Annotated in this window: 25 protein-coding genes; 12 read left to right on the forward strand and 13 right to left on the reverse strand. The window is 56.9% G+C overall.

Translation table 11 applies throughout. The features are described 5' to 3' along the window. Positions 1 to 6: 6 nt before the first annotated feature. Positions 7 to 807 carry a PTS mannose/fructose/sorbose transporter subunit IIC gene (locus HFD92_RS01050; RefSeq protein WP_009089820.1) on the reverse strand — a complete coding sequence of 267 codons (801 nt, stop codon included), beginning with the start codon at positions 805 to 807 and terminating at the stop codon, positions 7 to 9. Positions 808 to 873: 66 nt separating this feature from the next. Next, complete coding sequence (manX, locus tag HFD92_RS01055; RefSeq protein WP_167428128.1) at positions 874 to 1,836, reverse strand: PTS mannose transporter subunit IIAB; 963 nt, start codon at positions 1,834 to 1,836, stop codon at positions 874 to 876. Positions 1,837 to 2,340: 504 nt separating this feature from the next. Between manX and HFD92_RS01060 the strand changes: the two genes are divergently transcribed. Next, entirely contained in the window at positions 2,341 to 3,921 is a 1,581-nt protein-coding gene (locus tag HFD92_RS01060; protein ID WP_167428129.1) for a TerC family protein, read from the forward strand. A gap of 131 nt (positions 3,922 to 4,052) precedes the next feature. Here HFD92_RS01060 and HFD92_RS01065 read toward each other — a convergent pair whose 3' ends face one another. The 4 genes from HFD92_RS01065 to pabB all read right to left on the reverse strand — a co-directional run bounded on the left by HFD92_RS01065 (position 4,053) and on the right by pabB (position 9,323). After that, positions 4,053 to 5,621 (reverse strand): EAL domain-containing protein, encoded by a 1,569-nt coding sequence (locus HFD92_RS01065; protein ID WP_167428130.1) that lies wholly within the window; start codon positions 5,619 to 5,621, stop codon positions 4,053 to 4,055. A gap of 224 nt (positions 5,622 to 5,845) precedes the next feature. Beyond that, positions 5,846 to 7,210 (reverse strand): L-serine ammonia-lyase, encoded by a 1,365-nt coding sequence (locus HFD92_RS01070; RefSeq protein WP_046101949.1) that lies wholly within the window; start codon positions 7,208 to 7,210, stop codon positions 5,846 to 5,848. 186 nt (positions 7,211 to 7,396) lie between these two features. Beyond that, positions 7,397 to 7,960: a CoA pyrophosphatase gene (locus HFD92_RS01075; protein ID WP_140028624.1), complete on the reverse strand. Its 564-nt coding sequence runs from the start codon at positions 7,958 to 7,960 to the stop codon at positions 7,397 to 7,399. Continuing rightward, positions 7,944 to 9,323 carry an aminodeoxychorismate synthase component 1 gene (gene pabB, locus HFD92_RS01080; protein WP_046101947.1) on the reverse strand — a complete coding sequence of 460 codons (1,380 nt, stop codon included), beginning with the start codon at positions 9,321 to 9,323 and terminating at the stop codon, positions 7,944 to 7,946. The genes HFD92_RS01075 and pabB overlap by 17 nt, the downstream gene beginning before the upstream one ends. A gap of 110 nt (positions 9,324 to 9,433) precedes the next feature. Between pabB and HFD92_RS01085 the strand changes: the two genes are divergently transcribed. Then, positions 9,434 to 9,628: a YoaH family protein gene (locus tag HFD92_RS01085; protein WP_009089830.1), complete on the forward strand. Its 195-nt coding sequence runs from the start codon at positions 9,434 to 9,436 to the stop codon at positions 9,626 to 9,628. Positions 9,629 to 9,640: 12 nt separating this feature from the next. Here HFD92_RS01085 and HFD92_RS01090 read toward each other — a convergent pair whose 3' ends face one another. Together HFD92_RS01090 and HFD92_RS01095 are read right to left on the reverse strand one after the other, a co-directional pair. Continuing rightward, positions 9,641 to 9,985, reverse strand: coding sequence for a RidA family protein (locus HFD92_RS01090; protein WP_009089831.1), 345 nt, complete (start codon positions 9,983 to 9,985; stop codon positions 9,641 to 9,643). Between the two features lie 61 nt (positions 9,986 to 10,046). Continuing rightward, positions 10,047 to 10,406: a hypothetical protein gene (locus HFD92_RS01095; protein WP_167428131.1), complete on the reverse strand. Its 360-nt coding sequence runs from the start codon at positions 10,404 to 10,406 to the stop codon at positions 10,047 to 10,049. A gap of 317 nt (positions 10,407 to 10,723) precedes the next feature. Between HFD92_RS01095 and HFD92_RS01100 the strand changes: the two genes are divergently transcribed. The 6 genes from HFD92_RS01100 to rnd all read left to right on the forward strand — a co-directional run bounded on the left by HFD92_RS01100 (position 10,724) and on the right by rnd (position 17,962). After that, complete coding sequence (locus HFD92_RS01100; protein WP_167428132.1) at positions 10,724 to 10,891, forward strand: hypothetical protein; 168 nt, start codon at positions 10,724 to 10,726, stop codon at positions 10,889 to 10,891. 652 nt (positions 10,892 to 11,543) lie between these two features. Beyond that, positions 11,544 to 13,460, forward strand: a complete 1,917-nt coding sequence (locus HFD92_RS01105) for an ATP-dependent DNA helicase (RefSeq protein ID WP_140028622.1) — start codon at positions 11,544 to 11,546, stop codon at positions 13,458 to 13,460. Positions 13,461 to 13,504: 44 nt separating this feature from the next. Beyond that, a complete protein-coding gene (gene tsaB, locus HFD92_RS01110; protein ID WP_167428133.1) occupies positions 13,505 to 14,203 on the forward strand; it encodes a tRNA (adenosine(37)-N6)-threonylcarbamoyltransferase complex dimerization subunit type 1 TsaB in 699 nt (232 codons plus the stop codon). A gap of 60 nt (positions 14,204 to 14,263) precedes the next feature. Beyond that, complete coding sequence (locus HFD92_RS01115; protein WP_167428134.1) at positions 14,264 to 14,860, forward strand: Slp family lipoprotein; 597 nt, start codon at positions 14,264 to 14,266, stop codon at positions 14,858 to 14,860. A gap of 205 nt (positions 14,861 to 15,065) precedes the next feature. Further along, positions 15,066 to 16,742 carry a long-chain-fatty-acid--CoA ligase FadD gene (gene fadD / locus HFD92_RS01120; protein ID WP_140028620.1) on the forward strand — a complete coding sequence of 559 codons (1,677 nt, stop codon included), beginning with the start codon at positions 15,066 to 15,068 and terminating at the stop codon, positions 16,740 to 16,742. A 98-nt stretch (positions 16,743 to 16,840) separates the two neighbouring features. Further along, a complete protein-coding gene (gene rnd / locus HFD92_RS01125; protein ID WP_167428135.1) occupies positions 16,841 to 17,962 on the forward strand; it encodes a ribonuclease D in 1,122 nt (373 codons plus the stop codon). A 53-nt stretch (positions 17,963 to 18,015) separates the two neighbouring features. Here rnd and minE read toward each other — a convergent pair whose 3' ends face one another. From minE to minC, 3 genes are read right to left on the reverse strand one after another with little or no spacing between them, the layout of a single operon-like run. Continuing rightward, positions 18,016 to 18,285, reverse strand: a complete 270-nt coding sequence (gene minE / locus HFD92_RS01130) for a cell division topological specificity factor MinE (RefSeq protein ID WP_009089844.1) — start codon at positions 18,283 to 18,285, stop codon at positions 18,016 to 18,018. A 3-nt stretch (positions 18,286 to 18,288) separates the two neighbouring features. Next, on the reverse strand, positions 18,289 to 19,101 hold the full coding sequence (gene minD / locus HFD92_RS01135) for a septum site-determining protein MinD (RefSeq protein WP_046101942.1): 813 nt from the start codon (positions 19,099 to 19,101) through the stop codon (positions 18,289 to 18,291). A 33-nt stretch (positions 19,102 to 19,134) separates the two neighbouring features. Beyond that, positions 19,135 to 19,848, reverse strand: coding sequence for a septum site-determining protein MinC (minC, locus tag HFD92_RS01140; RefSeq protein WP_167428136.1), 714 nt, complete (start codon positions 19,846 to 19,848; stop codon positions 19,135 to 19,137). Positions 19,849 to 20,003: 155 nt separating this feature from the next. Between minC and HFD92_RS01145 the strand changes: the two genes are divergently transcribed. The 3 genes from HFD92_RS01145 (at position 20,004) to HFD92_RS01155 (ending at position 21,766) form a co-directional block, all read left to right on the forward strand. After that, positions 20,004 to 20,279, forward strand: coding sequence for a YcgL domain-containing protein (locus tag HFD92_RS01145; protein ID WP_009089851.1), 276 nt, complete (start codon positions 20,004 to 20,006; stop codon positions 20,277 to 20,279). Between the two features lie 316 nt (positions 20,280 to 20,595). Then, positions 20,596 to 21,255: a fumarylacetoacetate hydrolase family protein gene (locus HFD92_RS01150; RefSeq protein WP_009089853.1), complete on the forward strand. Its 660-nt coding sequence runs from the start codon at positions 20,596 to 20,598 to the stop codon at positions 21,253 to 21,255. Between the two features lie 64 nt (positions 21,256 to 21,319). Beyond that, the gene (locus HFD92_RS01155) at positions 21,320 to 21,766 is read left to right on the forward strand and encodes a YcgN family cysteine cluster protein (RefSeq protein ID WP_009089856.1); all 447 of its coding nucleotides are present in this window, start codon (positions 21,320 to 21,322) and stop codon (positions 21,764 to 21,766) included. A gap of 57 nt (positions 21,767 to 21,823) precedes the next feature. Here the strand turns inward: HFD92_RS01155 and dsbB are convergent, their stop codons facing one another. Further along, complete coding sequence (gene dsbB, locus HFD92_RS01160) at positions 21,824 to 22,354, reverse strand: disulfide bond formation protein DsbB (protein ID WP_167428137.1); 531 nt, start codon at positions 22,352 to 22,354, stop codon at positions 21,824 to 21,826. A 330-nt stretch (positions 22,355 to 22,684) separates the two neighbouring features. Between dsbB and fadR the strand changes: the two genes are divergently transcribed. After that, the gene (gene fadR, locus HFD92_RS01165; RefSeq protein WP_009089861.1) at positions 22,685 to 23,404 is read left to right on the forward strand and encodes a fatty acid metabolism transcriptional regulator FadR; all 720 of its coding nucleotides are present in this window, start codon (positions 22,685 to 22,687) and stop codon (positions 23,402 to 23,404) included. Positions 23,405 to 23,439: 35 nt separating this feature from the next. Here fadR and HFD92_RS01170 read toward each other — a convergent pair whose 3' ends face one another. Then, entirely contained in the window at positions 23,440 to 24,975 is a 1,536-nt protein-coding gene (locus HFD92_RS01170; RefSeq protein ID WP_009089862.1) for a SpoVR family protein, read from the reverse strand. Positions 24,976 to 25,298: the final 323 nt, after the last annotated feature.

Below are 25,298 nucleotides of genomic sequence, written 5' to 3' on the forward strand. Positions count from 1 at the left end.
TGTTCCTTAATCGAGTTCGTTATCAAGATCGTTCGCGGTCGCCGGGCCGGAAGGAGCCCCCGCTACACGGTTGTATTTCGGGCTGAGCTGAATGTAGAGCACCGCCATCACCACGCCAATGACCCCCAGCGCCACCAGGTTAAAGTTGGTAAAGGCCGCGGTGACAAAGCCGAGATAGAAGAAGGGCATCAGGTAGCCCGCGCGCATCATGTTGATGACCATCGCGTAACCGACCACCACAATCATGCCGCCCGCGATATTCAGACCATTGGTGACCACTTCAGGGATCGAACTGAGCAGGGCGTGAACCGCACTGGTGCCGACGGAGATCGCCACAATCAGCGCCGGGATAGCGATACGCATCGCCTGCAGCAGCAGGGCAGAGACATGGATCCAGGAGATAGCAGTGAGGTTGCCTTTCTCTGCGGCTTTGTCCGCGGCATGCTGGAAGGCAACGGTCAGGGTTCGCACGATGATGGTCAGCACCTGTCCGGCTGCGGCCAGCGGGATGGCCAGCGCGATACCGGCTCCCACACTCTGACCGCCCGCGATCACCAGAATGGTGGAGATGATGGAGGCGAGAGCGGCATCGGGGGCCACGGCGGCACCGATGTTCATCCAGCCCAGCGCAATCATCTCCAGCGTCCCGCCGATGATAATGCCGGTTTTCATATCTCCCAGCACGATACCAATCAGGGTACAGGCCACCAGCGGACGGTGAAACTGGAACTCATCCAGAATCGACCCCATGCCGGCAATACAGGCAACGATAAAAATCAGAATAATTTGTAGCGAGGTTATTTCCATCATACTTCTTGTCCTCAGCAGGATAGCGAAAATGAGCCCGGAAACGCGGGCGCAGCAGCTCTTCTGTTACGCGTTTACTTTCGCAATCAGATCCATCATTTTCAGTTTCTGATCGCTGGAAACCTTACGCACTTCCAGTTCAATATTGCGTTCATTCAGTTTGCGGAAGGCGGCGATATCTTTTTCATCCACCGAAACCGCATTGTTGACCTGGGTTTTTCCCTGACGGAACGCCATCCCGCCGATGTTGACGGTCCTGATATCGACACCCTGTTCCACCACGCGCAGAACGTCGGTGGGGTTGGTAAACAGCAGCATCACCCGATCCTGACCATACTTTGGGTTATTCCACACCCGAACCATCTTATCGACATCGACCACATGCGCCGTCACGCCGGGCGGCGCGACCTGCGTCAGCAGGGTTTTGCGGACGTGATCCTTTGCCACCTCATCGCTGACCACAATAATGCGCTGAACGTTTGTCTCTTTGGTCCAGCGCGTCGCGACCTGGCCGTGGATCAGGCGATCATCGATACGCGCCAGCCCGATCTTCATATGGTCGCCGGGGGCCATCGGCGTAGCCGGTTGCGCGGGCGCAGCCGGTTTTGCGGCGGCGGGCGCGGGTGCCTCCTCTTTGGCTTTCAGCGCTTTAACGCCTTCACGGCCGGTCTCAACCGCCACTGCCACCAGCTCGTCGAGCGTCGGGTTGTCATCGCGCGCCATCAGCGTTTCGACCAGCATCGGGATATTGACCCCGGCGATGACCTCGTACTGCGGTTTATCCACCACGATACGGCTGGCCGCATTAAATGGACTGCCACCCCAGGTATCGACTAAAAAGAGTACCCCCTGCGTCGTATCCAGTTTTGCCAGCTGCGTTTCATATTTTTCGATCAGTGTTTCTGCATTTTCACCCGGCACAAAGTCTATCCAGCCGACGTTCTCCTGCTCACCTAACAGCATTTCTGCCGTTTTAAGCAGTTGTTCCGCTGCCCAGCCGTGAGTACCAATTACAATCGCAATGGTCACGTGCTACCTCCGTTCACTAAAGAAGCTCATCTGAGTAAATGGCCCTGTCAGAATCGTTTCGGTTATTTTTAACAGGGTGCTGGCGATGACTGGCTGAGCGCCAGAAATCATCGGTTAACACCGTTAAGGCGGTTAGGTCGTGATTTATTTTAGTGATCGAAAAAATAAATTTTGTGACATTGGTCAGTTATTTACCCCACGGCAGAACGAGTGAATCGTTTTATGCATACGATCAACCTCATTGCAGATTGTAAAAATAAGAAAATTTTTTGACGCCATTTACCGACCTGATACATTAGCCTTCTGTTTATTACTCAGGAGTGTCGGGCTTCAGCCCACCTTTATGGATCGTCACCGACGTCGCTTAATCTGTTCTTTGCGCCTGCTGGCGCGTCACCTTTCGCCTGACGGCGTTTTCTCTGTTTTCCCGACGACCCGGATGTCACGCCTCGCTGCGCCGACAGACACCGGCTTACTCTTTTCCCTGTTCAGGAGTCATAAATAATGGAATTTTTATTCGACCCCTCAATCTGGGCGGGTTTACTGACGCTTGTCGTACTGGAAATAGTCCTGGGCATCGACAACCTGGTGTTTATTGCCATCCTGGCCGACAAACTGCCGCCGAAGCAGCGTGATAAAGCGCGCCTAATCGGCCTGTCGCTGGCGCTGGTGATGCGTCTGGGTCTGCTCTCGCTGATCTCCTGGATGGTTACGCTCACCACGCCGCTCTTCAGCGTCGGCGGTTTCAGCTTTGCCGGTCGTGATTTAATCCTGCTGGCCGGGGGCCTGTTCCTGCTGTTCAAAGCGACTATGGAGCTGCACGAAAGGCTGGAAAACCGTCAGCTCGAGGGCGGCGGGAACCGCGGTTATGCCAGCTTCTGGGCCGTGGTGACACAGATTGTGGTACTGGACGCGGTCTTCTCACTGGATGCCGTTATCACTGCCGTGGGTATGGTGAACCACCTGCCGGTGATGATGACCGCCGTGGTGATTGCGATGGGTGTGATGCTGCTGGCGTCCAAACCCTTAACCAACTTCGTTAACGCGCATCCGACGGTGGTGGTGCTCTGCCTGAGCTTCCTGCTGATGATCGGCCTGTCGCTGGTGGCAGAAGGCTTTGGTTTCCATATTCCGAAAGGTTACCTCTATGCGGCGATTGGCTTCTCAATCCTGATTGAGCTGTTCAACCAGATTGCACGCCGGAACTTTATCCGCCATCAGTCAAACCGGCCGATGCGTGAGCGCACCGCAGAGGCGATTCTGCGCCTGATGGGCGGTCGCAACCGCACGCAGACGGCGAGCAGCAGCAATGCAGGCAGCAGCGAAGAGTCTGCGCTGGCCGAGGCGATGCCGCAGGAAGCCTTTAAAGATGAAGAGCGCTTCATGATTAATGGCGTACTGACGCTGGCGTCCCGCTCCATCCGCAGCATCATGACGCCGCGCGGCGAGATCTCCTGGGTCGATGCGAACCGTCCGCTGGATGAGATTCGCGATCAGCTGCTGGATACACCTCACAGCCTCTTCCCGGTCTGCCGGGGCGAGCTGGATGAAATTATCGGTGTGGTGCGGGCGAAAGAGCTGCTGGTGGCGCTGGAGCATGGCGTGGATGTGGCGACGTTTGCAGCGAATACGCCTACCATCGTGGTGCCTGAAACGCTGGACCCGATTAACCTGCTTGGCGTGCTGCGTCGTGCACGTGGCAGCTTCGTCATCGTCACCAATGAGTTTGGCGTCGTGCAGGGGCTGATTACGCCGCTGGACGTGCTGGAAGCGATTGCGGGTGAATTCCCGGATGAAGATGAAACGCCGGAGATCGTGGCTGATGGGGATGGCTGGTTAGTGAAGGGCGGCACCGATCTGCACTCGCTGCAGCAGCTGCTCGACTTCCATGAACTGGTCGATCCGACCGAAGATCACGCCTCGCTGGCGGGTCTGCTGATTGCGCAGAAAGGGCAGTTGCCGCTTCCGGGGGACGTGATCGATATCAGCCCGCTGCACTTTCAGATTATCGAAGCGACCGACTACCGTATCGATCTGGTGCGCGTCACCAAAGATAAGCCACACGATGAGGATGAAGAGGCGTAACGCTTTTCGATGCGCGGCCTGTTACTGAGGCCGCGCTGACTCTTTCCGACAGCCGCTGCCTGACCGCCGCGGCTGTTTTTTTTTATCGGTGGCGGCAAAGCGCCAGGACACATCGCTTCCGACGCGTCCGGTTATGAGGGCTGCCGCACCTCCAGCCGGTGCTGCGTCAGCCAGGCCGGGAAGTCCTCCAGCGGCATCGGGCGGGCGAAATAGTAGCCCTGCAGATGATCTACCCCGCGTTCGCACAGGTAGGCGGCCTGCTCAGCCGTTTCTACTCCCTCGGCCACCAGGCTGATGTTCAGGCGCTGCGCCAGGGAAATCACCATATCTGTCACCGTCGCGTTGATCGCGTCCGTGCCGATGGCCGCCGTAAATATCTTATCGATCTTCAGCACGTCAGGCTGCAAATCCTTCAGATAGGAGAGTGAGCTGTGACCGGTGCCGAAGTCGTCAATCGCCAGCCGCACGCCGATCTCGTGCAGTTGCGCAATCACCGACTGATCGACCACCGGCAGGGCATCCCGCTCGGTCAGCTCGACCACCAGTTTTGGCACCGGATTGGCAGGCCACCAGAGGTTCTGCAGATCCTGCAGGATGGCGCGGTCCCGGAAATGGCTGGCAGCGACGTTGATAGCGATATGGAAGTTGCGGTCATCCGGTAGCTGGGGTAACTGCCTGACCACCTCATTCAGCACAAAGCGGGTCAGCGGCTTAATCAGGTTCTGACGTTCGGCCAGCGGGATGAACACATCCGGTGCAATCCAGCCCTGGCGGGGGTTATGCCAGCGCAGCAGCAGCTCGATGCCGTCGCACTCGCCGCTGCTGCTGTTGATCAACGGCTGACAGTAGACCATAAACTCATTAGCCGTGATGCCATAACTGATTTGCCAGCTCAGGCTCATCCGGTTTGCGGTCGCCAGCCAGACAATGTAGCCCATCAGCAGACTGAGCAGCAGCGCCAGCGGCAGTTGTGAGGGCAGGGTTGCCAGGGCCAGTCGGGTCGGTGAGGGGCCATAGAGCGTCAGAGTAAAGGGGTAACGCAGCGAGCCCTGCTCATAGCTCACCTCATCTTCCGAGGGTACGGTCGGCTCAATAAGGGGATTACCATACTCCAGACTCTGGCCGTTAACGTTGAACACGGCACGTTCCACCCAGGGCAGCTGCGGTTCGAGCACATAGTTGCTCATCATCTCGATGTTAATTACCTGCAGGATCCCGGCGCGGTTATCGAGGCTTCTGGGGGTCCACAGCAGCAGAACCGGCGAGCCTTTCAGCAGGTATTGGTCGGTGGACAGGGTCATACGCTGGTTATTAAAAGCTAAATCGGGGTAGGTCTGGCTGAAGGGGATGGCGCGAGGCCCGTAAATACTGGAGCAGTAGATGCTGTCGTTATCCACCAGCAGAATTGCCCGGACGGTCTGCAGGGAAGAGATTTTTTCAATCAGCGGAAAGCGAACGTCCTGACAGGGGACGCCGACCAGACCCAGCGTGTTATTAGCGGATACCTCCAGCGGCGAGAACATCCGGTCAAAGCGCATAATCGCTTTGTCGGCAAAATCCATTGCCTGCTGCTCAATACGTGACTTCTCTTCGATATAGCGAAAGGCCAGCGTGAGTATCAGCACTACGGTGGCGATTGACAGTGCAATAAGCAAACGCTTTCGTCTGAATTGTCCAACAAATTGCTGGGCCATATACATCAGTATCCACCTTCCCTAAAGCCAGAAAAAAGCAAAAAATATCGGGGTTAATATCGGCACGGCCCCATTAAAATTGAGGCCGGAATGCAGAAAAGCGGGTCTGGATAGCTGCGCAGGCCGGACGGCTGCGCGGAAAATACTCTACCGTGTAAACCTGCGCTGAGATAGCGCAGGATGCGGATTTGATTACGTTTGCACGTTATTTGAACGTTTAAACGTTTCGCTTAATCACACTGTACTTTAATGGCCAGACCGCCGCGGGAGGTTTCACGATACTTGGCATTCATGTCTTTGCCGGTTTCATACATCGTCTCGATAACCTTATCCAGAGAGACGCGCGGCTCACTGGTGCGGCGCAGGGCCATACGCGCGGCGTTAATCGCTTTGACAGAGGCGATAGCATTACGCTCAATGCAGGGCACCTGCACCTGTCCGGCGACCGGGTCACAGGTCAGACCCAGGTTATGCTCCATGCCGATCTCAGCCGCCACGCAGACCTGCTCCGGGCTGCCGCCCAGCAGCTCTGCCAGCCCGGCCGCCGCCATGGAGCAGGCAACGCCGACTTCACCCTGGCAACCCACTTCTGCGCCCGAGATGGAGGCGTTCATCTTATAGAGCACGCCAATCGCCCCCGAGGCGAGGAAGTAACGCAGGAAGATATCGGGCGTTACGGGTTCGATAAAGTGATCGTAGTAGGCGAGCACCGCAGGCACGATACCGCAGGCACCGTTCGTCGGGGCGGTCACCACCCGGCCGCCCGCCGCGTTCTCTTCATTGACGGCCAGCGCAAACATATTGATCCAGTCGATCACAATCATCGGGTCGCTGGAGTGTTTGGTTGAGGAGGTGAGCAGGCGACGCAGCGACGCGGCGCGGCGTGGCACACGCAGAGGACCGGGCAGGACGCCCTCGGTGTTCAGACCGCGATCGATACAGGCCTGCATCGTCTGCCAGATCGTGGCGAAGTAGGCATGGATCTCGTCGCGGCTGTGCAGCGCCAGCTCATTTTTCATCACCAGGCCGGAGAGTGACAGGCCGGTTTCACGGCAGTGCGCCAGCAGATCTTTGGCAGAGTGGAACGGCCACGGAACCGAGACCTCATCCAGCGCCGACTGGCCGAAATGCTCTTCATCAACAATGAACCCGCCACCCACGGAATAGTAGGTTTTTGACAGGATCAGCAGGTCGCCGGCAAAAGCCAGCAGGCGCAGGCCATTTTCATGCAGCGAGAGATTCTCACTGCGAAATACCATGCCGCCTTCGCGCGGGAAGTCGACTTCGTGTGCACCTTTCGCCACCAGCAGTCGCTCACGCTGCTCGACGTCTTTGATAAAGGCGGGGATCGCATCAATATCGACGGTGTCCGGCGATTCGCCCGCCAGACCCATAATGATTGCGATGTCGGTGTGGTGACCCTTGCCGGTCAGCGACAGGGAACCGTAGACATCCACAGCGATTCGGGTGACCTCCTGCAGCTTTCCCTGTTCGCACAGCAAGTCCACAAACTGTTTACCCGCTTTCATCGGGCCGACAGTATGCGAACTCGAGGGGCCGATGCCCACTTTGAACATGTCGAAAACACTAATCACAGGTGACACTCCTCACAATTATTCTCACTCTGCCGGGGCAGTTTATGGCGCTAATAGTAATGGTCATGCACCGGAAAAGAGCAGCTTTTCGCATGAAATAAACTTATCAAAACCGATAGAAAATATTATAGCGGGGCCCGGCAGGGAGTTGACGGGCTTCCATGAGGTTCGTGCGGGAAAAGGGGGTCAGAAGGCGATCTGCGTGCTCAGTGCGCGGATTATTCCGGCGGTCATCCCCCACACCAGGTAATCCTGATAGCGTGACAGCCAGACCGGGTGCCGGACACCGGCCCGGTGAACCTCCAGCGAACTGTAGCGGCTAAGCTGTAACGCCTCAGCCAGCGGCATCTCAAAGGCGCTGTGCACCTCATCCGGGTTGAGGGTTAAACGCAGACTGGCCGGAATGATCCCCAGCACCGGCGTCACCTGAAAACCGGTACTGCTGGTCACCGCAGGCAGCGAACCCAGTATCTCGACCTGCTGCGGTTCGATGCCCACTTCTTCATGGGCCTCGCGGAGTGCTGTGGCGATCAGCGAGGCGTCGTCGTCATCCTGCATTCCGCCGGGAAAGGCGACCTGTCCGGCATGTTTGCGCAGGGCGTGCGAGCGCTGTGTCAGCAACAGGCCCGGCTCAGGCCGCGCCACGATGGGCACGAGGACTGCCGCGTGCCGGCCAGAGAGGCGCTGCGTCGTGCGCGCCGGCTGCTGCAACAGAAAGCGGCAGCGAAAAGTCTCAAGCGTCAGAGCCAACTGAACCTCCCGATTGTTCCAGTGCCGGTAAGATCCGGCTCACTTTATCCAGCGTCTCCTGATATTCCGCGTGCGGATCGCTGTCTGCCACCAGGCCGCCACCGGCAGCACAGTAGAGCTGCTGGCCCTCGGCAATCAGGGTGCGAATGGTGATGCTGCTATCCATCCGCCCACAGAGGCTGAGATAGCCAATGCTGCCGCACCAGGCGTTGCGCCGCTGGGGCTCCAGCTCATCGATGATCTCCATGGCCCGGATCTTGGGCGCGCCGGTAATCGAGCCTCCCGGAAAACAGGCCCGCAGCAGGTCGGTGGCCTGAAGAGGGTCGGGCAGTCGCGCACGAACCGTACTCACCAGATGATGCACGGCGGGGAAGGGTTCCACCTCAAACAGTGCCGGCACGGTAACGGAGCCGGGCTGCGCCACGCGGCCAATGTCATTACGCAGTAAGTCGACGATCATCAGGTTCTCGGCCCGATCTTTCTCCGCATGGCGCAGCGCCTCCGCCTGCTGGGCATCCGCTATCGGGTCCGCGCAGCGTGGCCGGGTTCCCTTAATCGGGCGGGTTTCGATCTGCCGGTTATTCAGCGAGAGGAAACGCTCCGGCGACAGGCTGAGGATGGCACTCTCCGGCAGGCGAAGAAAAGCGCTGAACGGCGCACGGTTAGCGTCATTCAGCTGACAGAACGCCTGCCACTCATCTCCCTGATAAGCCGCCTGGAAACGCTGTGCCAGATTAACCTGGTAGCAGTCACCGGCCTGGATATAGTCCTGAACCGCCGCGAAGCGGGCGGCATAGTCGGCGTAGCTCAGATTAGAACGCCAGCCGCTGGTCAGTGAAAAGGGCAGCGCCTCACGCGCGGGCCACTGTGTCAGCCAGGCGAGCCGCGCCTGCGCCGCCTCCAGCGCCACCAGGGTCAGGGTCTGCTGATGGTGATCGGCAATCAGCGCCCAGTCATAGATCCCTACGGCCATATCGGGCGTGATGAGGTCGGCCTCGGCCCTGGCGGGCAGCGTTTCAAACCGGCGGCCCAGGTCGTAGCCAAACAGACCCAGCGCGCCGCCCTGAAACGGCAGCGTCTCACTGGCGGCAGGCGTCACGCCCAGCGCATCGCACTGCTGCTGCACCAGCAGCAGAGGGTCGGCGGCCGATTCACGGGTGCCGCTGCGATCGCTGATCGAGGTGATCGCCCCGCGGGTCACCAGGGTGGCGCGGGGATTGGCTGTCAGAATATCAAAGCGGTTATCGCTGTGGCTGGCCTGGGCGGAGGAGAGCAGCATCGCCCAGGGCAGATGGGCAATGGGGGCAAAACGCCGGGTCAGCGCATCCGGGGTATAATCAAGCGTGAGGGTTTCAACAATCATCGGGCAGAAAAATCAGCAAGCAAAGAGGCGGTCAGACTGACATATTTTTTCCTGACTGGCACCTGTTAGTTCCGCGTGGGATACTGTCTGACCCAACACAGGAGCAGAACATGTTTACAGGATTACCGGCGCTCTCTCATGAGCAGCAGCAGCAGGCCGTCGAGCGTATTCAGGAATTGATGGCAGGGGGTTTATCGAGTGGTCAGGCTATCGCCCAGGTGGCGCAGGAGATCCGGCAGACTCACTCGGGCGAACAGATCCGGGCGCTCTTCGACGACGAAGATGACGAAAACGAAGAAGAATAACGCCCGCTCTGCTTAACGTGCAGCGATAATTTTTATCTCAATTTTGTACTTTGGATTTAACAGCCCGGCCTGAACCGTACAGCGCACCGGTGCATTACCGGGAGAGACCCAGGCGTCCCAGGCGCGGTTCATGGCAGGGAAATCAGCCTTATCCACCAGAAACAGCGTGGCATCGAGAATTTTGCTCTTGTCACTGCCGAGACGCGTCAGCATCGCATCAATCACCGCCAGCGCATTGGCCGTCTGCGCTTCGGCGTCGGCGTCCAGGTTTTCCGGTACGCTGGTGTAGTAGATCGTGTCATTGTGAATCACGGCTTCGGACATACGGTGTTCCGGGTCAATACGGGTAATACTCATCGGCTTCTCCCTGAATAAAGTGGGAGGTAGCCTGCCATATTCCCCGCATCGCTGTCACCCCTCACAGGCAGCGCTTAACAATCGCCTGCCTGTCTGCCATCACCTGAGGTGCCATCCGGAAGGTGGTAAAATATTTGACCTCTGCCCCTCGCCCGTGAGGCGAGACATCCGCAAAGATGGAATCCTCCCAGGTAAAGACGCTGATCGCACTGCCGCTGGGCCGGGTATGGGTCGTGTCATCGCGGGCAACCACGCTGGTCGTGGACCAGCCGCGATAAATGCAGTCGCTGAGTTGAGGAACGGTGCGGGTGCTCTGGCCCTGAAAGAGGGGTTCCTGCAGACGCGCCTGATCGGGGGTGGGGGCCTGACAGCTGCAGAGCAGCAGCACGCCAGTCAGAGAGCCGATGCGGAAAGTATTCATAGCAATCCTCCGCCTGAGTCAGGCAGTCGGGTTAAGGCCATCTGCTTAACGCAGCCTGAAGACATCGTTAAGCCAGTCTCAGCACGTCAGCTTACGGGTACCACATCCCAACGGTAAGCCGATTTAATCATTATAATTCGGGCGGTTATTTCCTGCTGTTATCCTCTGTATTTGCTGACTGCGTCACAGGCTTTAGCGGACAGGCGGGGACGGAATGCGGCAGCAGCCGGCTGGCGAGGCGCGGGAATGCAGGACAGGCCAGGCGTAAAAATGGTATAAATCAGCGAAATATCGCGCCACAGGATGAGGATGAGCACATGGCGAATACGCAGTATCTGTTTTGGGTGATGGCGGGCGCACTGACGCTGCTGTTTATTGTGATATCGGCCTTTGTCGGTCTCTCTAAAGGCAGTAAGCAGGGTTTTATTACCTTTGCCCTGCTGTTTGTTGCCATGCTGGCGGGCGCGTTTTATATCCGGCACTAGCACAGCGCGGCGTCACCTCGCGATCGTTTTCAATCTGTTACAACGATCTTACGCCTGGCTCACAGTTCACAAGGAAACTCAGCGGCCTCCGGCGCCGGTTAACTATGCTCAGATCAAATAGCAGTGCTGCTATTTATCACCGGAGGTAATTATGTCTGAACGTCCAGATTACGATGAGCCATTGCCAGATGATGCTGAGATCTACCCGGAAGATGAAGAAGAGGATGAGGAGGACGATCCGACCGTAAGGGATGTCTGACACCGGTCGCCCCCTCTGCTAACACCGCAAAACCGCCTGTGCGCCGTTTTGCGGTTCTTTATTTCCGCAGCAGATTCATGTGCGATGAAAATAGCGTTCAATCCCTGCTTAAATAATCCTGCGCACGCACAACGTTAATGAAACCCGCCTCTCTTCAGTTGTTACTGGGTTATTTTCTCTCCGTTCCTTCCCCGCATTCACGGACACGCGAATTAAACGTTCAGTGGATGTGACTTTATGCCGCAGGGGAAGCACTAACAGCACGTTCAGGAGAACACGCACGCTGTCGGAGAACTGACCATTCCTGCATAACTTATTGATAAGCCTCCGTTTTGCTTTGTCTGTGCAATACTGACATAATTACAGTGTTTTTGCCGTTCTTAGTGAGGGTATGTGGCAGACGATTTTGCAGTGGATGGCGCGCTGGCGCTGGGTATCCCGGGTTTTAAGCCGCGGGAAGCACAACGCGAGATGGCGCAGGCGGTCTCTGAAGCCGTAAAAGAGCAGGGTGAACTGGTCGTCGAAGCCGGTACCGGTACCGGTAAAACATACGCTTACCTGGCACCCGCCTTACGGGCCAATAAAAAAGTGATTGTCTCGACCGGATCCAAAGCGCTGCAGGATCAGCTCTATGGGCGCGATCTGCCTACCATGGTCAGGGCGCTGAAGTTCAAAGGCAAAACCGCACTGCTGAAAGGCCGCTCTAACTACCTCTGTCTGGAACGCATGGAACAGCAGTCGATGGCGGGTGGCGATCTCACCGCGCAGGCGCTCACCGATCTGGTGACGCTGCGCAGCTGGTCATCACAGACCGAAGATGGCGACATCAGCAGCTGCGCGGGCGTGACCGAAGACAGCCCGGTCTGGCCGCTGGTCACCAGTACCAACGATAACTGCCTGGGCACCGACTGCCCGCGTTACAAAGAGTGCTTTGTGGTGAAGGCGCGAAAGCGCGCCATGGACGCGGATGTGGTGGTGGTGAACCACCATCTTTTTCTCGCCGACCTGGTGGTTAAAGAGGGCGGTTTTGGGGAACTGATCCCTGAAGCGGATGTGATGATCTTCGACGAAGCCCATCAGCTGCCCGACATCGCCAGCCAGTATTTTGGCCAGCAGCTCTCCAGCCGTCAGTTGCTCGACCTCGCCAAAGATATCATCATCGCCTACCGCACCGAGGTGCGCGATGCCCAGCAGCTGCAGAAATCCGCTGACCGTCTGGCGCAGTGCGCGCAGGACTTTCGCCTGTCACTGGGCGATCCCGGCTATCGCGGGAATCTGCGTGAGCTGCTGAGCGACAACGCCATTCTGCGGATGTTTACGCTGCTGGATGATGCACTCGAACTCTGTTACGACGTCATCAAGCTCTCTCTGGGACGTTCAGCCCTGCTGGATGCCGCTTTTGAGCGCGCCGCGCTCTATCGTACCCGGCTGAAACGGCTGCGGGCCATCAACGAGCCAGGCTACAGCTACTGGTATGAATGTACCTCACGTCACTTTATCCTGGCGCTGACGCCGCTCTCCGTCGCGGAGCGTTTTCGTGAAGTGATGGATAACCGTAAAGCCGCGTGGATCTTTACCTCAGCCACCCTGGCAGTGGATGAGAAGATGGCGCACTTCTCAGAACGGCTGGGTGTCAATGCGGCAAAAAGCCTGATCCTCAACAGCCCATTCGACTTTGCGAAGCAGGCGCTGCTCTGCGTGCCGCGCAATCTGCCGGAGCCAAACCGTCCGGGGGGGGCCCGCCAGCTGGCCGCGATGATGAAGCCGCTGATTGATGCCAACAAAGGTCGCTGCTTCTTCCTCTGTACTTCACACCTGATGATGCGTGAGCTGGCGGCCGAATTTCGCGCCTCCATGACGCTGCCGGTGCTGGTGCAGGGTGAAACCAGCAAAGGCCAGTTGCTGCAGCAGTTTATTGAGAAGGGGAATGCGCTGCTGGTCGCGACCAGCAGTTTCTGGGAAGGGGTGGATGTGCGCGGGGATGCCCTGTCGCTGGTGATCATCGACAAACTGCCTTTCACCTCACCGGAAGATCCGCTGCTGAAAGCCCGGATGGAAGATTGCCGGATTCGCGGCGGCGATCCCTTTGCGGATGTGCAGTTGCCGGATGCGGTGATCACCCTGAAGCAGGGCGTGGGACGGTTAATCCGTGACACCGACGATCGCGGCGTGCTGGTGATATGCGATCAACGGCTGGTGTCACGCCCTTACGGTGCGCTGTTCCTGAACAGTCTGCCGCCGACGCCGCGCACCCGGGACATCCGTCGCGCCATCGCCTTTATCCGCCAGCAACCCGAACCAGACGCATAATTCTGTGCTAAGATGCGCGCCGTTTTCTTTCTTCTGAGGTAGTCATGTCAGCCCGAATTTTAGCGCTGGATACGGCGACAGAAGCCTGTTCAGCCGCCTTGCTGAATCAGCAACAGATCGATGCCCGATTCGAAATCGCCCCGCGCGATCACACCCAGCGTATTTTGCCGCTGGTCGAAGAGCTCCTGCTCGCCGGTCAGCTGGAACTGACCGATCTGGACGCGCTGGCCTTTGGGCGCGGCCCCGGCAGCTTTACCGGCGTCCGTATCGGTATTGGTATTGCGCAGGGCCTGGCACTGGGCGCAGCCCTGCCGATGATCGCGGTCTCGACGCTGGCGACGATGGCGGAAGGGGCGTGGCGTCTGCACGGTGCCCGCCGCGTACTGACCGCCATTGATGCGCGAATGGGTGAAGTCTACTGGGCAGAGTATCAGCGGGATGAGCAGGGGCGCTGGCAGGGTGAAGCCAGCGAAAGCGTGCTGACGCCCGAGGCAGCGGTGGCCAGAATGCAGGCGCTTACCGGTGAGTGGATGACCGCCGGCACCGGCTGGGAAGCCTTCCCGGCATTGCAGCAGGGGCACGCACTGATGCTGACCGCCAGTGAGGTGACCCTGCCTGCCGCACAGGATATGCTGCCGCTGGCAACGCTGGCGCTGGCGGACGGGGATACCCTGCTGCCGGAAACGGCGGAGCCGACCTACCTGCGCAATGAAGTTGCCTGGAAAAAGTTACCTGGCCGCTAAGTCGCACGCAACTTATTGTTATGCGTCCAGTCTAAGACTTTACCTAACGGGAGAGCGTCTATGTCGTCAATGTGTGGTAAAGGGCTTTCAGGTCTGCTGCTGACCTGTGTGCTGGTGTTAACGGGTTGTGTCTCTATTCCTGACACGCTGCAGGGCAGTTCCCCTCAGCCTCAGCAGGATCTGCTGCGGGTGATGAATGATCCTGCTATCTATGTCGGCCAGGAGTCGCGCTTTGGCGGTAAGGTGGTGAACGTCACCAACCTGAACGGCAAAACCCGTCTGGAGATTGCGGCACAGCCGCTGGATGAGAGCGCCAGACCGCGTCTGGGCGCGGCGTCAGTCGGCCGGATCTATGCTGACATCCACGGTTTTGTTGATCCGGTGGATGTCAGAAATCAGTACGTCACGGTGCTGGGCACGCTGAAAGGCACGGAGCAGGGCAAAATCGGCGAGGCAGATTACAAATTTGCCGTCATCGATGTGCGTGGTTATCAGCGCTGGCGTCTCGCCCAGCAGGTGACCGCACCGCCACAGCCGATGGACCCCTGGATCTGGTACGGTCCGACCCGCCATCGCGGGGGACACTGGGGACCCAATCCCTACTGGGGCATGGTTAACAGTGGCCCGACCGAGGTGCAGACCATACTGACCGAGTAACATTAAGACCTGCTATTCAGCCCGGTCGCGGTGCTCGCTGCCGGGCTTTTTATTTGTCTGTTTTCACAGCACGAAATTTAGTGATGGACTTCGCAACCTCAACATGCCGAAACAGGCAAACTGGTACAATCAGTTAAAATATTGTTAACAAACCAGATTGGCTGAGGCGGCGATGGAAATACAACATAATTATCGGGGTGGATCCTTGAATAAGGTTTGGCTGAAACGCTACCCGGCAGATGTGCCTGCCGAAATAAGTGCAGATCGTTATACCTCTCTGGTGGATCTGTTTGAGCAGGCCGCAAAACGCTACGCTGATCAACCCGCGTTCCTGAACATGGGTCAGAAAATGAGTTATCGCCAGCTGGAGGAGAAGAGCCGCGCCTTTGCCGCCTATCTCCAGCATGAACTGGGCCTGAAAGCGGGTGACCGGGTGGCGTTAATGATGCCTAACCTGCTCCAGTATCCGGTGGCCCTGTTTGGCGTGCTGCGCGCGGGAATGGTGGTGGTCAATGTCAATCCGCTCTACACGCCGCGAGAGCTGAAGCATCAGCTTAACGACAGCGGCGCCAGCGCCATTGTCATCGTCTCCAACTTCGCGCACACGCTGGAAAAGGTGGTGGGGGAAACCGCGGTCCGTCATGTCATCCTGACCCGGATGGGTGACCAGCTCGCCCCCATTAAAGCGACGCTGGTGAATTTCGTCGTCAAGTATGTCAAAAAGCTGGTGCCGAAATACCATCTGCCGGGCGCTATCTCATTCCGTCAGGTTCTGGACGTGGGGGCGACGCTCAATTATCGCCGTCCGACCGTGTCGAATGACGATCTCGCCTTCCTGCAATATACCGGCGGCACCACCGGGGTGGCTAAAGGGGCGATGCTGACGCATCGCAACATGCAGGCGAATCTCGAGCAGACGAAAGCGACCTACGGCAAACTGCTGCGTGACGGCAAAGAGTGCGTCGTCACCGCGCTGCCGCTCTATCACATCTTTGCATTAACGGTGAACGGGCTGCTTTTTCTTGAGCTGGGCGGTCAGAACCTGCTGATCACCAATCCGCGCGATATTCCTGGCTTCGTTAAAGAGCTGAGCAGGTTTCCGTTTACCGCCATCACCGGGGTCAACACGCTGTTTAATGCGCTGCTGAACGATGAGCAGTTTACGAAACTCGATTTCTCCACGCTGCGGCTTTCCGCAGGCGGCGGGATGGCGGTGCAGAAAGTCGTGGCTGAACGCTGGGAAAAGCTGACCGGGCACTATCTGCTGGAGGGCTACGGCCTGACGGAGTGTTCGCCGCTGGTTTCGGTCAATCCCTACGACATCAGCTGTCATACCGGCAGCATCGGCCTGCCGGTGCCCTCGACCGATGTGCTGATCCTGGATGAAGCGGGAAATGAAGTGGCACCGGGCGAGCCGGGTGAGCTCTGCATCAGCGGCCCGCAGGTGATGCTGGGTTACTGGCAGCATCCGGAAGCGACGGCGGAAGTCCTGAAAAATGGCTGGCTCCACAGCGGTGATATTGTTACCGTTGATCAGGAAGGCTTTATTCGCATCGTCGACCGTAAAAAAGATATGATTCTGGTGTCAGGCTTTAATGTCTATCCGAATGAAATCGAAGATGTGCTGATGCAGCACCCGAAAGTGCGTGAAGCCGCGGCCATCGGGGTTCCCAGCGATCTCTCCGGTGAGGCGGTCAAAGTCTGCATCGTGAAAAAAGAGGCGTCGCTGACGAAGGAGGAGGTGCTCGATCACTGTCGCCGTCAGCTGACTGGCTACAAGGTGCCCAAAATCATTGAGTTTCGTGATGAGCTCCCCAAGACCAACGTTGGCAAGATCCTGCGGCGTGAGCTGCGCGATGAGGTGAAATCCGGCACCCGCTGAATCCGGATAAGAATTGAGGTTGAACGCCGGCATGTCCGGCGTTTTTATTGTTTTTAACATGGAGCGCCGCGCGGAGTCTGCTGCGGTGGAAATCAGACGTGAACTATTCCCTTATCGACCAGGATGATCAACTGGCAGACGTGTGCCAGAAAGCGCGCCAGCACGCGGCGGTGGCACTGGATACCGAGTTTGTGCGCACCCGCACGTATTACCCTCAGCTTGGCCTGATCCAGCTGTATGACGACGAACAACTGGTGCTGATAGACCCGCTCAACATCCGCGACTGGTCACCCTTTGTGGCGCTGCTGACCGACACCGCCGTGACCAAATTCCTGCATGCGGGCGGCGAAGATCTGGAGGTGTTCCTGCACCGTTTTGGCGTGCTGCCGACACCGATGATCGACACCCAGATTCTGGCGGCCTTCTCCGGCCAGCCGCTCTCCTGGGGCTTCGCTGCGATGGTGGCGCACTTCACCCAGGTTGAACTCGATAAAAGCGAATCACGCACCGACTGGTTAGCCCGTCCCCTGACGGAACGCCAGTGTGTCTATGCGGCAGCCGACGTTCACTACCTGCTGCCGATTGCCCGTCAGCTGATGGTCAATACGGAAGAGGCGGGCAACATGGCCGCCGCACTCAGCGAGTGCGATAACCTCTGTCAGCGCCGTCTGGATAGTCTGGCCCCGGAAGAGGCCTGGCGCGATATCACCAACGCCTGGCAACTGCGTCCGCGTCAGCTGGCGGCGCTGCAGCGCCTGGCGGCCTGGCGTCTGACGTTGGCGCGTGAAAAGGATATGGCGGTTAACTTTGTGGTGCGTGAAGAAAACCTGTGGAAGGTGGCGCGCTTTATGCCGGGCTCGCTGGGTGAACTCGATCATCTGGGGCTGTCAGGACACGAAATTCGTTTTCACGGCAAAACGCTGGTCGCGCTGGTGGCGGAAGCGGCGGCACTGGAGGAGAGGGAATTACCGGCTCCGCTGGGAAATCTGATCGAACATCCGAATTACAAATCGGTCTTCAAAGCGATGAAGGCGCTGGTGCAGCAGGTCAGTGAGCAGAGTGGCTTCAGTCAGGAGTTGCTGGCGTCACGCCGTCAGATTAATCAGGTGCTGAGTCAGCACTGGGGCATTAAGCCGCAGGGGCGTCCACCGGAGTTACTGACCGGATGGCGGGGCGAACTGCTGAAACCCGGCATTGATGAGATCCTGGCGGGTTGCTGACCGGATAAATTTCCCCTGCCACTGCGCAGGGGAAATTCAGGCGGCGGTCAGAATCATTTAGTCGCGTCTTCCGTCTCCGGAAGCGTCACGTTCAGCTCCAGAATCGAGATATCATCACCTTTCTGATCGAGCTGTACCGTGACCATCTCTGGATCGATCTTCACATATTTGCAAATCACTTCCAGAATGTCGCGCTTAAGTTGCGGAAGATAGTGGGGCTCACTGTCGCCCCTTCTCCGTTCTGCCACGATAATCTGCAGCCTTTCCTTGGCTATGTTGGCAGTGTTCTTCTTCCGGGATAAAAAGAAATCAAGTAATGCCATGGTTTATCCCCCGAACAGGCGTTTCAGGAAACCCTTCTTCTCTTCTTCAATAAAGCGGAAGGGGCGTACTTCACCGAGCAACCGTTCAACGGTATCGGCATAGGCTTTGCCAGCATCAGATTCACCGTCCAGGATCACCGGTTCGCCCTGGTTGGAGGCACGTAATACCGACTGATCTTCCGGAATGACGCCGACCAGAGGAATTCGCAGGATTTCCAGCACATCTTCCATGCTCAGCATATCGCCACGGCTGACGCGACCCGGGTTGTAGCGGGTCAGCAGCAGGTGCTCTTTTACCGGCTCCTGACTGTTTTCTGCGCGACGGGATTTAGAGGAGATGATACCGAGAATACGGTCGGAGTCACGGACTGAAGAGACTTCCGGGTTGGTGGTGATGATGGCTTCATCGGCAAAGTAGAGCGCCATCAGGGCGCCGGTTTCAATCCCTGCCGGTGAGTCGCAGACGATGAAATCGAACTCCATCGCGGCCAGATCGTTCAGGACTTTTTCAACGCCTTCACGGGTCAGCGCATCTTTGTCGCGGGTCTGTGACGCAGGCAGAATGTAGAGCTGCTCGGTGCGTTTGTCGCGGATAAGCGCCTGGTTCAGGGTGGCATCGCCCTGAATGACGTTGACGAAATCGTAGACCACACGGCGCTCACAGCCCATGATCAAATCCAGATTACGCAGACCGATATCGAAGTCGATCACGACCGTTTTCTTGCCTTTCTGCGCTAAACCGGTGGCGATGGCCGCGCTTGACGTGGTCTTACCAACGCCCCCTTTACCGGATGTAACTACAATAATGCGTGCCATAAATGTTGATTTCCTTAACAAAAGAAAAGGGGCCTAATTAAGTGTCTGGATAGTCAGCGCGCCATCCTGCAGGCACAGGCGCGCAGCTTTACCAAAAAATTCTTGCGGGATCTGATCCATGATCCAGTACTCCCCGGCAATCGAAACCAGCTCTGCGGCCAGGTTAGTACAGAATATCTGGCAGTTGCGGTCACCGCTGGCACCCGCCAGGGCGCGACCGCGCATCATGCCGTAAATGTGAATATTGCCATCAGCAACCAGTTCGGCACCGGCGCTGACGCTGCTGGTGATGATCAAATCGGCATCACGTGCATAAATCTGCTGGCCTGAGCGCACCGGGGTGTTCACGATGCGGGTTTTCGCGGCCACCGCTTCCGCGGCCACCGACTGCGGTTCAGGCACAGCGGCAGGGGCAGGGGCTTGCACCTGCGGCCTGGCCTCTTTACCCTCTGCCAGTACCGGCAAACCGGCACGGGCGATCATGCGTTTCAGCGCCTCATCCTTGCAGCCGCTTACGCCAACAATGCGTAAGCCGGTGGCAAGAATCGCCTGCTGCAACTGCTTCCAGTTAACATCGGCACTCAGGGTGGCAACGTTAAGCACCACCGGGGCGTTTTTCAGGAAGTCCGGAGCCTGGTCAATCTTGTCCTGAAGTGCCTTGCGAATCACCGCCGGGTCATGGTGATGCAAATGGACGACAGACAGGGTGAAACTGCTACCTTTGAATTCGATTGGCGTTTGCGACATCTGTCCCGACTCAGTCCTGTTTTCACTACCGTCAGCCAGGCGATGATAAAATCGTCACTGAAGCGCTAACGGTGAATATTCGAAGTTCTGCAAGCATGTTATAGTTACAGCTATATTCAGACAAGCCTCAACCCCGGTTAATTCGAGTAAAAAATATGTTTTGTGTGATCTACAGAAGCCCGTTACGTGACCAGACTTATCTCTATGTTGAAAAAAAGGACGATTTCTCCCGCGTGCCGGAGGAATTGCTGAAAGGGTTTGGCAAGCCGCAGCTGGCGATGGTGCTAAAGCTGGCGGGGCGCGACAGGCTGGCAAATGCGGATATCAATAAAGTTAAGCAGGGATTGAGCGAGCAGGGCTATTATTTGCAGATTCCACCGCCGATCGAAAGTCTGCTGAAAATTCATTTAGAGGCCGATAAAAAAGTTTAACTCGGATTCTTCTGTAAATATAAATCCTGCCGTCGCGATTTTGTCAGGATAATATTGCTCTGAGGCTGCGCAGAATTAACGGCGCAGCTTATCTGTTTTCACTCTCATTAAATTTCCTGCCCGGCTTTTTGTCCTTATTTGTACGATTATTCAGCACTTCGGCGGTGCTGTTTACGCTTTTTGACAAATTCCGCACCCCTGACCGTTAAAAGGATCTTATTATCTCGCCATGAGGCTGGCAGATCGACCAGCGCAAAAGCAAACATCAACCCGCCAGCAGTGCTGGCATCACACCTAACCTGAACAGGGGATGAGCATGTATCAGCATCGTAACTGGCAAGGCGCTCTGTTAGATTTTCCGGTCAGCAAAGTGGTTTGCGTCGGCAGTAACTACGCAAAACACATCAAAGAGATGGGGAGCGCCACCCCAACAGAACCGGTGATCTTCATCAAGCCGGAAACGGCGCTCTGTGATCTGCGTCAGCCGCTCTCTATCCCAGATGCGTTTGGCGAAGTGCACCATGAAGTTGAACTGGCCGTGCTGATTGGCGCAACCCTGAAACAGGCAACCGAAGAGCATGTGGCGAAGGCCATTGCAGGCTATGGTGTGGCGCTGGATCTGACGCTGCGTGACCTGCAGGCCGGGCTGAAAAAAGCGGGCCAGCCGTGGGAAAAATCGAAAGGCTTCGACAATGCCTGCCCCATCTCCGGTTTTATCCCGGTCGCGGAGTTCAGTGACGACCCGCAGAATGTTGAGCTTAAGCTGCTGGTGAATGGTGAAGTGCGTCAGCAGGGCAGCACGGCAGATATGATTCATAAAATTCTGCCGCTGATTGCCCATATGAGTCGCTACTTCACCCTGCGCGCCGGCGATGTGATTCTGACCGGTACGCCGGAAGGAGTGGGTCCGATGCGCGCAGGCGATCAGCTCGAAGTCTCGCTGGCGGGGCGTGGGATCAGCACGCGCGTGCTCTAAAGACTTGCATCACCACCGCATAGGCTTTATAAGGTGCGGTTTAGGCACACTGCGGACAATCATCATGACTGACACCCCTTTCTGGCAACATAAACGCCTGGCACAAATGAGCGATGAGGAATGGGAATCCTTATGTGATGGATGCGGCCAGTGCTGCCTGAACAAGTTGCAGGACGCCGACACCGATGAGATCTATTTCACTAACGTCGCCTGCAACCAGCTCAATATCAAAACCTGCCAGTGCCGCAACTATGAGCGCCGCTTCGAGTTAGAAGAGGATTGCATCAAGCTGACGCGTGAAAACCTGACCACCTTCAACTGGCTGCCGCGCACCTGCGCCTACCGGTTGCTGGGCGAGGGCAAGGGCTTACCGGCCTGGCATCCGCTGCGCGCCGGTTCGAAAGCGCAGATGCACGCACAGCGTATTTCGGTGCGCTACATTGCGGTTCGCGAGAGTGAAGTGCGGGACTGGGAAGATCACATCATCGATCGGCCCGATCGCAACGGCTGAGTGCCGCTGTCCCGGACAGGATGTAAAAAAGGCTGCCACGGGCAGCCTTTTTTCTGTTCAGCGACCAAACAGGTCGCGCCGTTTTGCTTTAAAAGGCTGGGCAATCAGCACCAGCACCGCCACCAGCAGATAAGCGGCAAATACCCCAATCATCCATTGCGGCATACTGAGCGTCAGAAAGGTCCAGCTGCGCTCGGCGCAGTCACCGCTGGCGAGAAACACCGACGGCAGCCACTTATCCAGCGGCAGACCGCTGGGGAAGCGGGCGGCAAAATCACAGGTGGTAAAGGGGTTAGGGTGCAGCTGAATCATGGTGTGTTCCCAGGAGAGACGCAGACCTTCCCAGGCACTGTAGATCCATAACGCCAGCGCCGCCAGACGCAACGGCGATTTTGGCGCAATCGCGCCGACCAGACCCGCGGCCATCACACCAAACAGCGCGTTGCGCTCGTAGATACACATGACGCAGGGCTTCAGGCCCATCACATGCTGAAACCATAATGCCGTGAGCTCCAGCGCCAGCGCAGTCAGTGCCAGTAATAACCAGGCTCCGCGGCCCCGGGAACAGTGATTCAGATATCGCAACATATTGCATTCCCTGTAAACGTTAATGCCACGCAGTGTAAACCAAAAGCGGGGGCAAACCAGCCCGGGCCAGGGAAAAATCGTATCCGGACATGACCTCAGACTGATCCAGAACAGGTTATGTGAAAATAAGCCGCGTGTTTTGCGATTATGGGGCGTCTGGCATTTTGCTGCGCAATCAACTTTACTCCGTTAGCCCCCAGGAGCACCGGAGAGGCAACCTGAAATATGCGCTGCGCCCGGTTTTAATGGTTGCGCAGGCTATATCCGCTATAGGGCGTCTGGTATGATGAGTGCCCATCACGATTAGAAAAGCAACGAGAACACATTGCTATGGTTATAAAGGCGCAGAGTCCAGCGGGATTTGCTGAAGAGTACATTATTGAAAGCATCTGGAACAGCCGCTTTCCCCCGGGGTCGATTCTTCCTGCTGAGCGTGAGCTTTCTGAATTGATCGGGGTGACACGTACGACCCTGCGTGAAGTGCTGCAGCGCCTGGCGCGTGATGGCTGGCTGACGATTCAGCACGGTAAACCGACCCGGGTGAACGATTTCTGGGAGACCTCTGGCCTGAATATCCTCGAAACCCTGGCGCGTCTCGACCACGACAGCGTGCCGGTGCTGATCGACAACCTGCTGTCAGTGCGCAGCAATATCTCTTCCATCTTTATCAGCCGAGCACTGCGTCATCATCCTGACAAGGCGCGTGAGGTGCTGGAGACGGTCGATGCGACGGCCGACCAGGCGGATGCCTATACCGAACTCGACTACCGCGTCTTCCGCGGTCTGGCATTTGCTTCCGGCAACCCGATTTATGGTCTGATCCTTAACGGCCTGAAAGGGCTCTACACCCGTGTGGGACGTCACTACTTCTCAAATCCCGAAGCCCGTCAGGTGGCGCGTGATTTTTATCTGACGCTGCTGGCGCTGTGTGACACATCGCCGGGACAGGATGAGATTGTGGAGGTGGTGCGCAACTACGGTCGCCGCAGCGGTGAAATCTGGCACAGCATGCAGAAGAATCTGCCTGACGATCTCGGCAATAAACGATAAAAAAAACCGGACATCGCGTCCGGTTTTTTATGCGGTCAGAGTGAGGTATTTCGCGGCGGGTTGCGGTCCAGCAGCTCAACGCTGCCATCCTCATTCTGTTGCTCCAGAATCACATCAAATCCCCACAGCCGATGCACGTGCTTCAGCACTTCGCGGCGGCTCTTGTCCAGCGGCGTGCGGCTCTGCGGCACATAACGCAGGGTCAGCGAACGGTCACCTCGCAGATCGACATTATAAACCTGAATATTGGGTTCGAGATTACTCAGGTTGTACTGGGCGGAGAGCTGCTGGCGAATCGCCCGATAGCCGGCCTCATCGTGAATGGCGGCGATTTCGAGATAGTTGTTGCGGTCATCATCCAGCACGGTAAACAGCCGGAAGTCGCGCATCACCTTCGGCGACAGGAACTGGCTGATGAAGCTCTCATCCTTAAACTCACGCATCGCAAAATGGAGCGTATCCAGCCAGTCAGAACCCGCAATATCCGGGAACCAGTAGCGATCCTCTTCGGTAGGGGACTGACAGATACGCTTGATATCCTGCATCATCGCGAAGCCCAGAGCATAGGGGTTAATGCCGTTATACCACTGGCTGTTGTAGGGCGGCTGATAGACCACATTGGTATGGCTGTGCAGAAACTCCATCATGAAGCGTTCCGACACTTTGCCTTCGTCATAGAGGTGATTAAGGATGGTGTAGTGCCAGAAGGTTGCCCAGCCCTCATTCATCACCTGAGTCTGCTTCTGCGGATAGAAATACTGGCTCACCTTGCGCACAATGCGCAGGATCTCACGCTGCCACGGCTCCAGCAGCGGCGCATTCTTCTCCATGAAATAGAGCAGGTTCTCCTGCGGCTCAGAAGGGTAGCGTGCGGCTTCGAACGTGACCGCCTCTTTTTCACGCCGCGGCAGCGTGCGCCAGAGCGTGTTCACCTGACTCTGCAGATACTCTTCCCGGCTTTTCTGGCGGGCTTTCTCCTCCTGCAGGGAGATCTTCTGCGGGCGTTTATAGCGATCCACGCCATAATTCATTAAGGCGTGGCAGGAGTCGAGCAGCCGCTCCACCTCTTCAACGCCATAGCGCTCTTCGCAGTCACTGATGTAGTTTTTGGCAAACAGCAGGTAATCGACAATCGATCCGGCATCCGTCCAGCTGCGGAACAGGTAGTTATTTTTGAAGAAAGAGTTATGACCATAGCAGGCATGTGCCATCACCAGCGCCTGCATGGTCATGGTGTTCTCTTCCATCAGGTAGGCGATGCAGGGATTGGAGTTGATGACAATCTCATAGGCCAGGCCCTGCTGACCGTGCTTATAGCGCTGCTCGGTTTCGATAAACTTTTTGCCGAATGACCAGTGTGAATAGTTGATTGGCATGCCGACGCTGGAATAGGCATCCATCATCTGTTCAGAGGTAATCACTTCGATTTGGTGCGGGTAGGTATCCAGACGGTAGAGCTTCGCGACGCGGTCGATCTCCGCTAAGTAGACATCAAGCAGTTCGAATGTCCAGTCTGGTCCGTCATTGAGTCGTTTGCTGTCTCTGATGGCTTCGTCAAAGATTGTCGTCATAGCGCACCTCTTTGTGGCAAACCGGCTGACCCGAAAGACAACCCGTTCTGGTTATTTAAGGCTTCATCCTGAAAAAGGGAACCCGAAAAAAACTGAGCGAACACAACAATGATAGCCCACTGTCGCCTATCCGAAATGCGAACTCAAATGAAATCTTTGGCACAAAATCATTAAGTGTGAGGCAACAGGGAATTTAACCGTTTTTAATTCGACTCATACGCCCGATTGCGGAATAAAATCCTGTTTATAAGTGGAATGTATGAGGTTGAATGATTCTCCTGCCATGCGCAGATTTAACTGTCTTTGTTGTCATTTATTTCTGC

This window comes from Pantoea sp. EKM101V, from assembly GCF_011800325.1.
GTDB lineage: Bacteria > Pseudomonadota > Gammaproteobacteria > Enterobacterales > Enterobacteriaceae > Pantoea > Pantoea anthophila.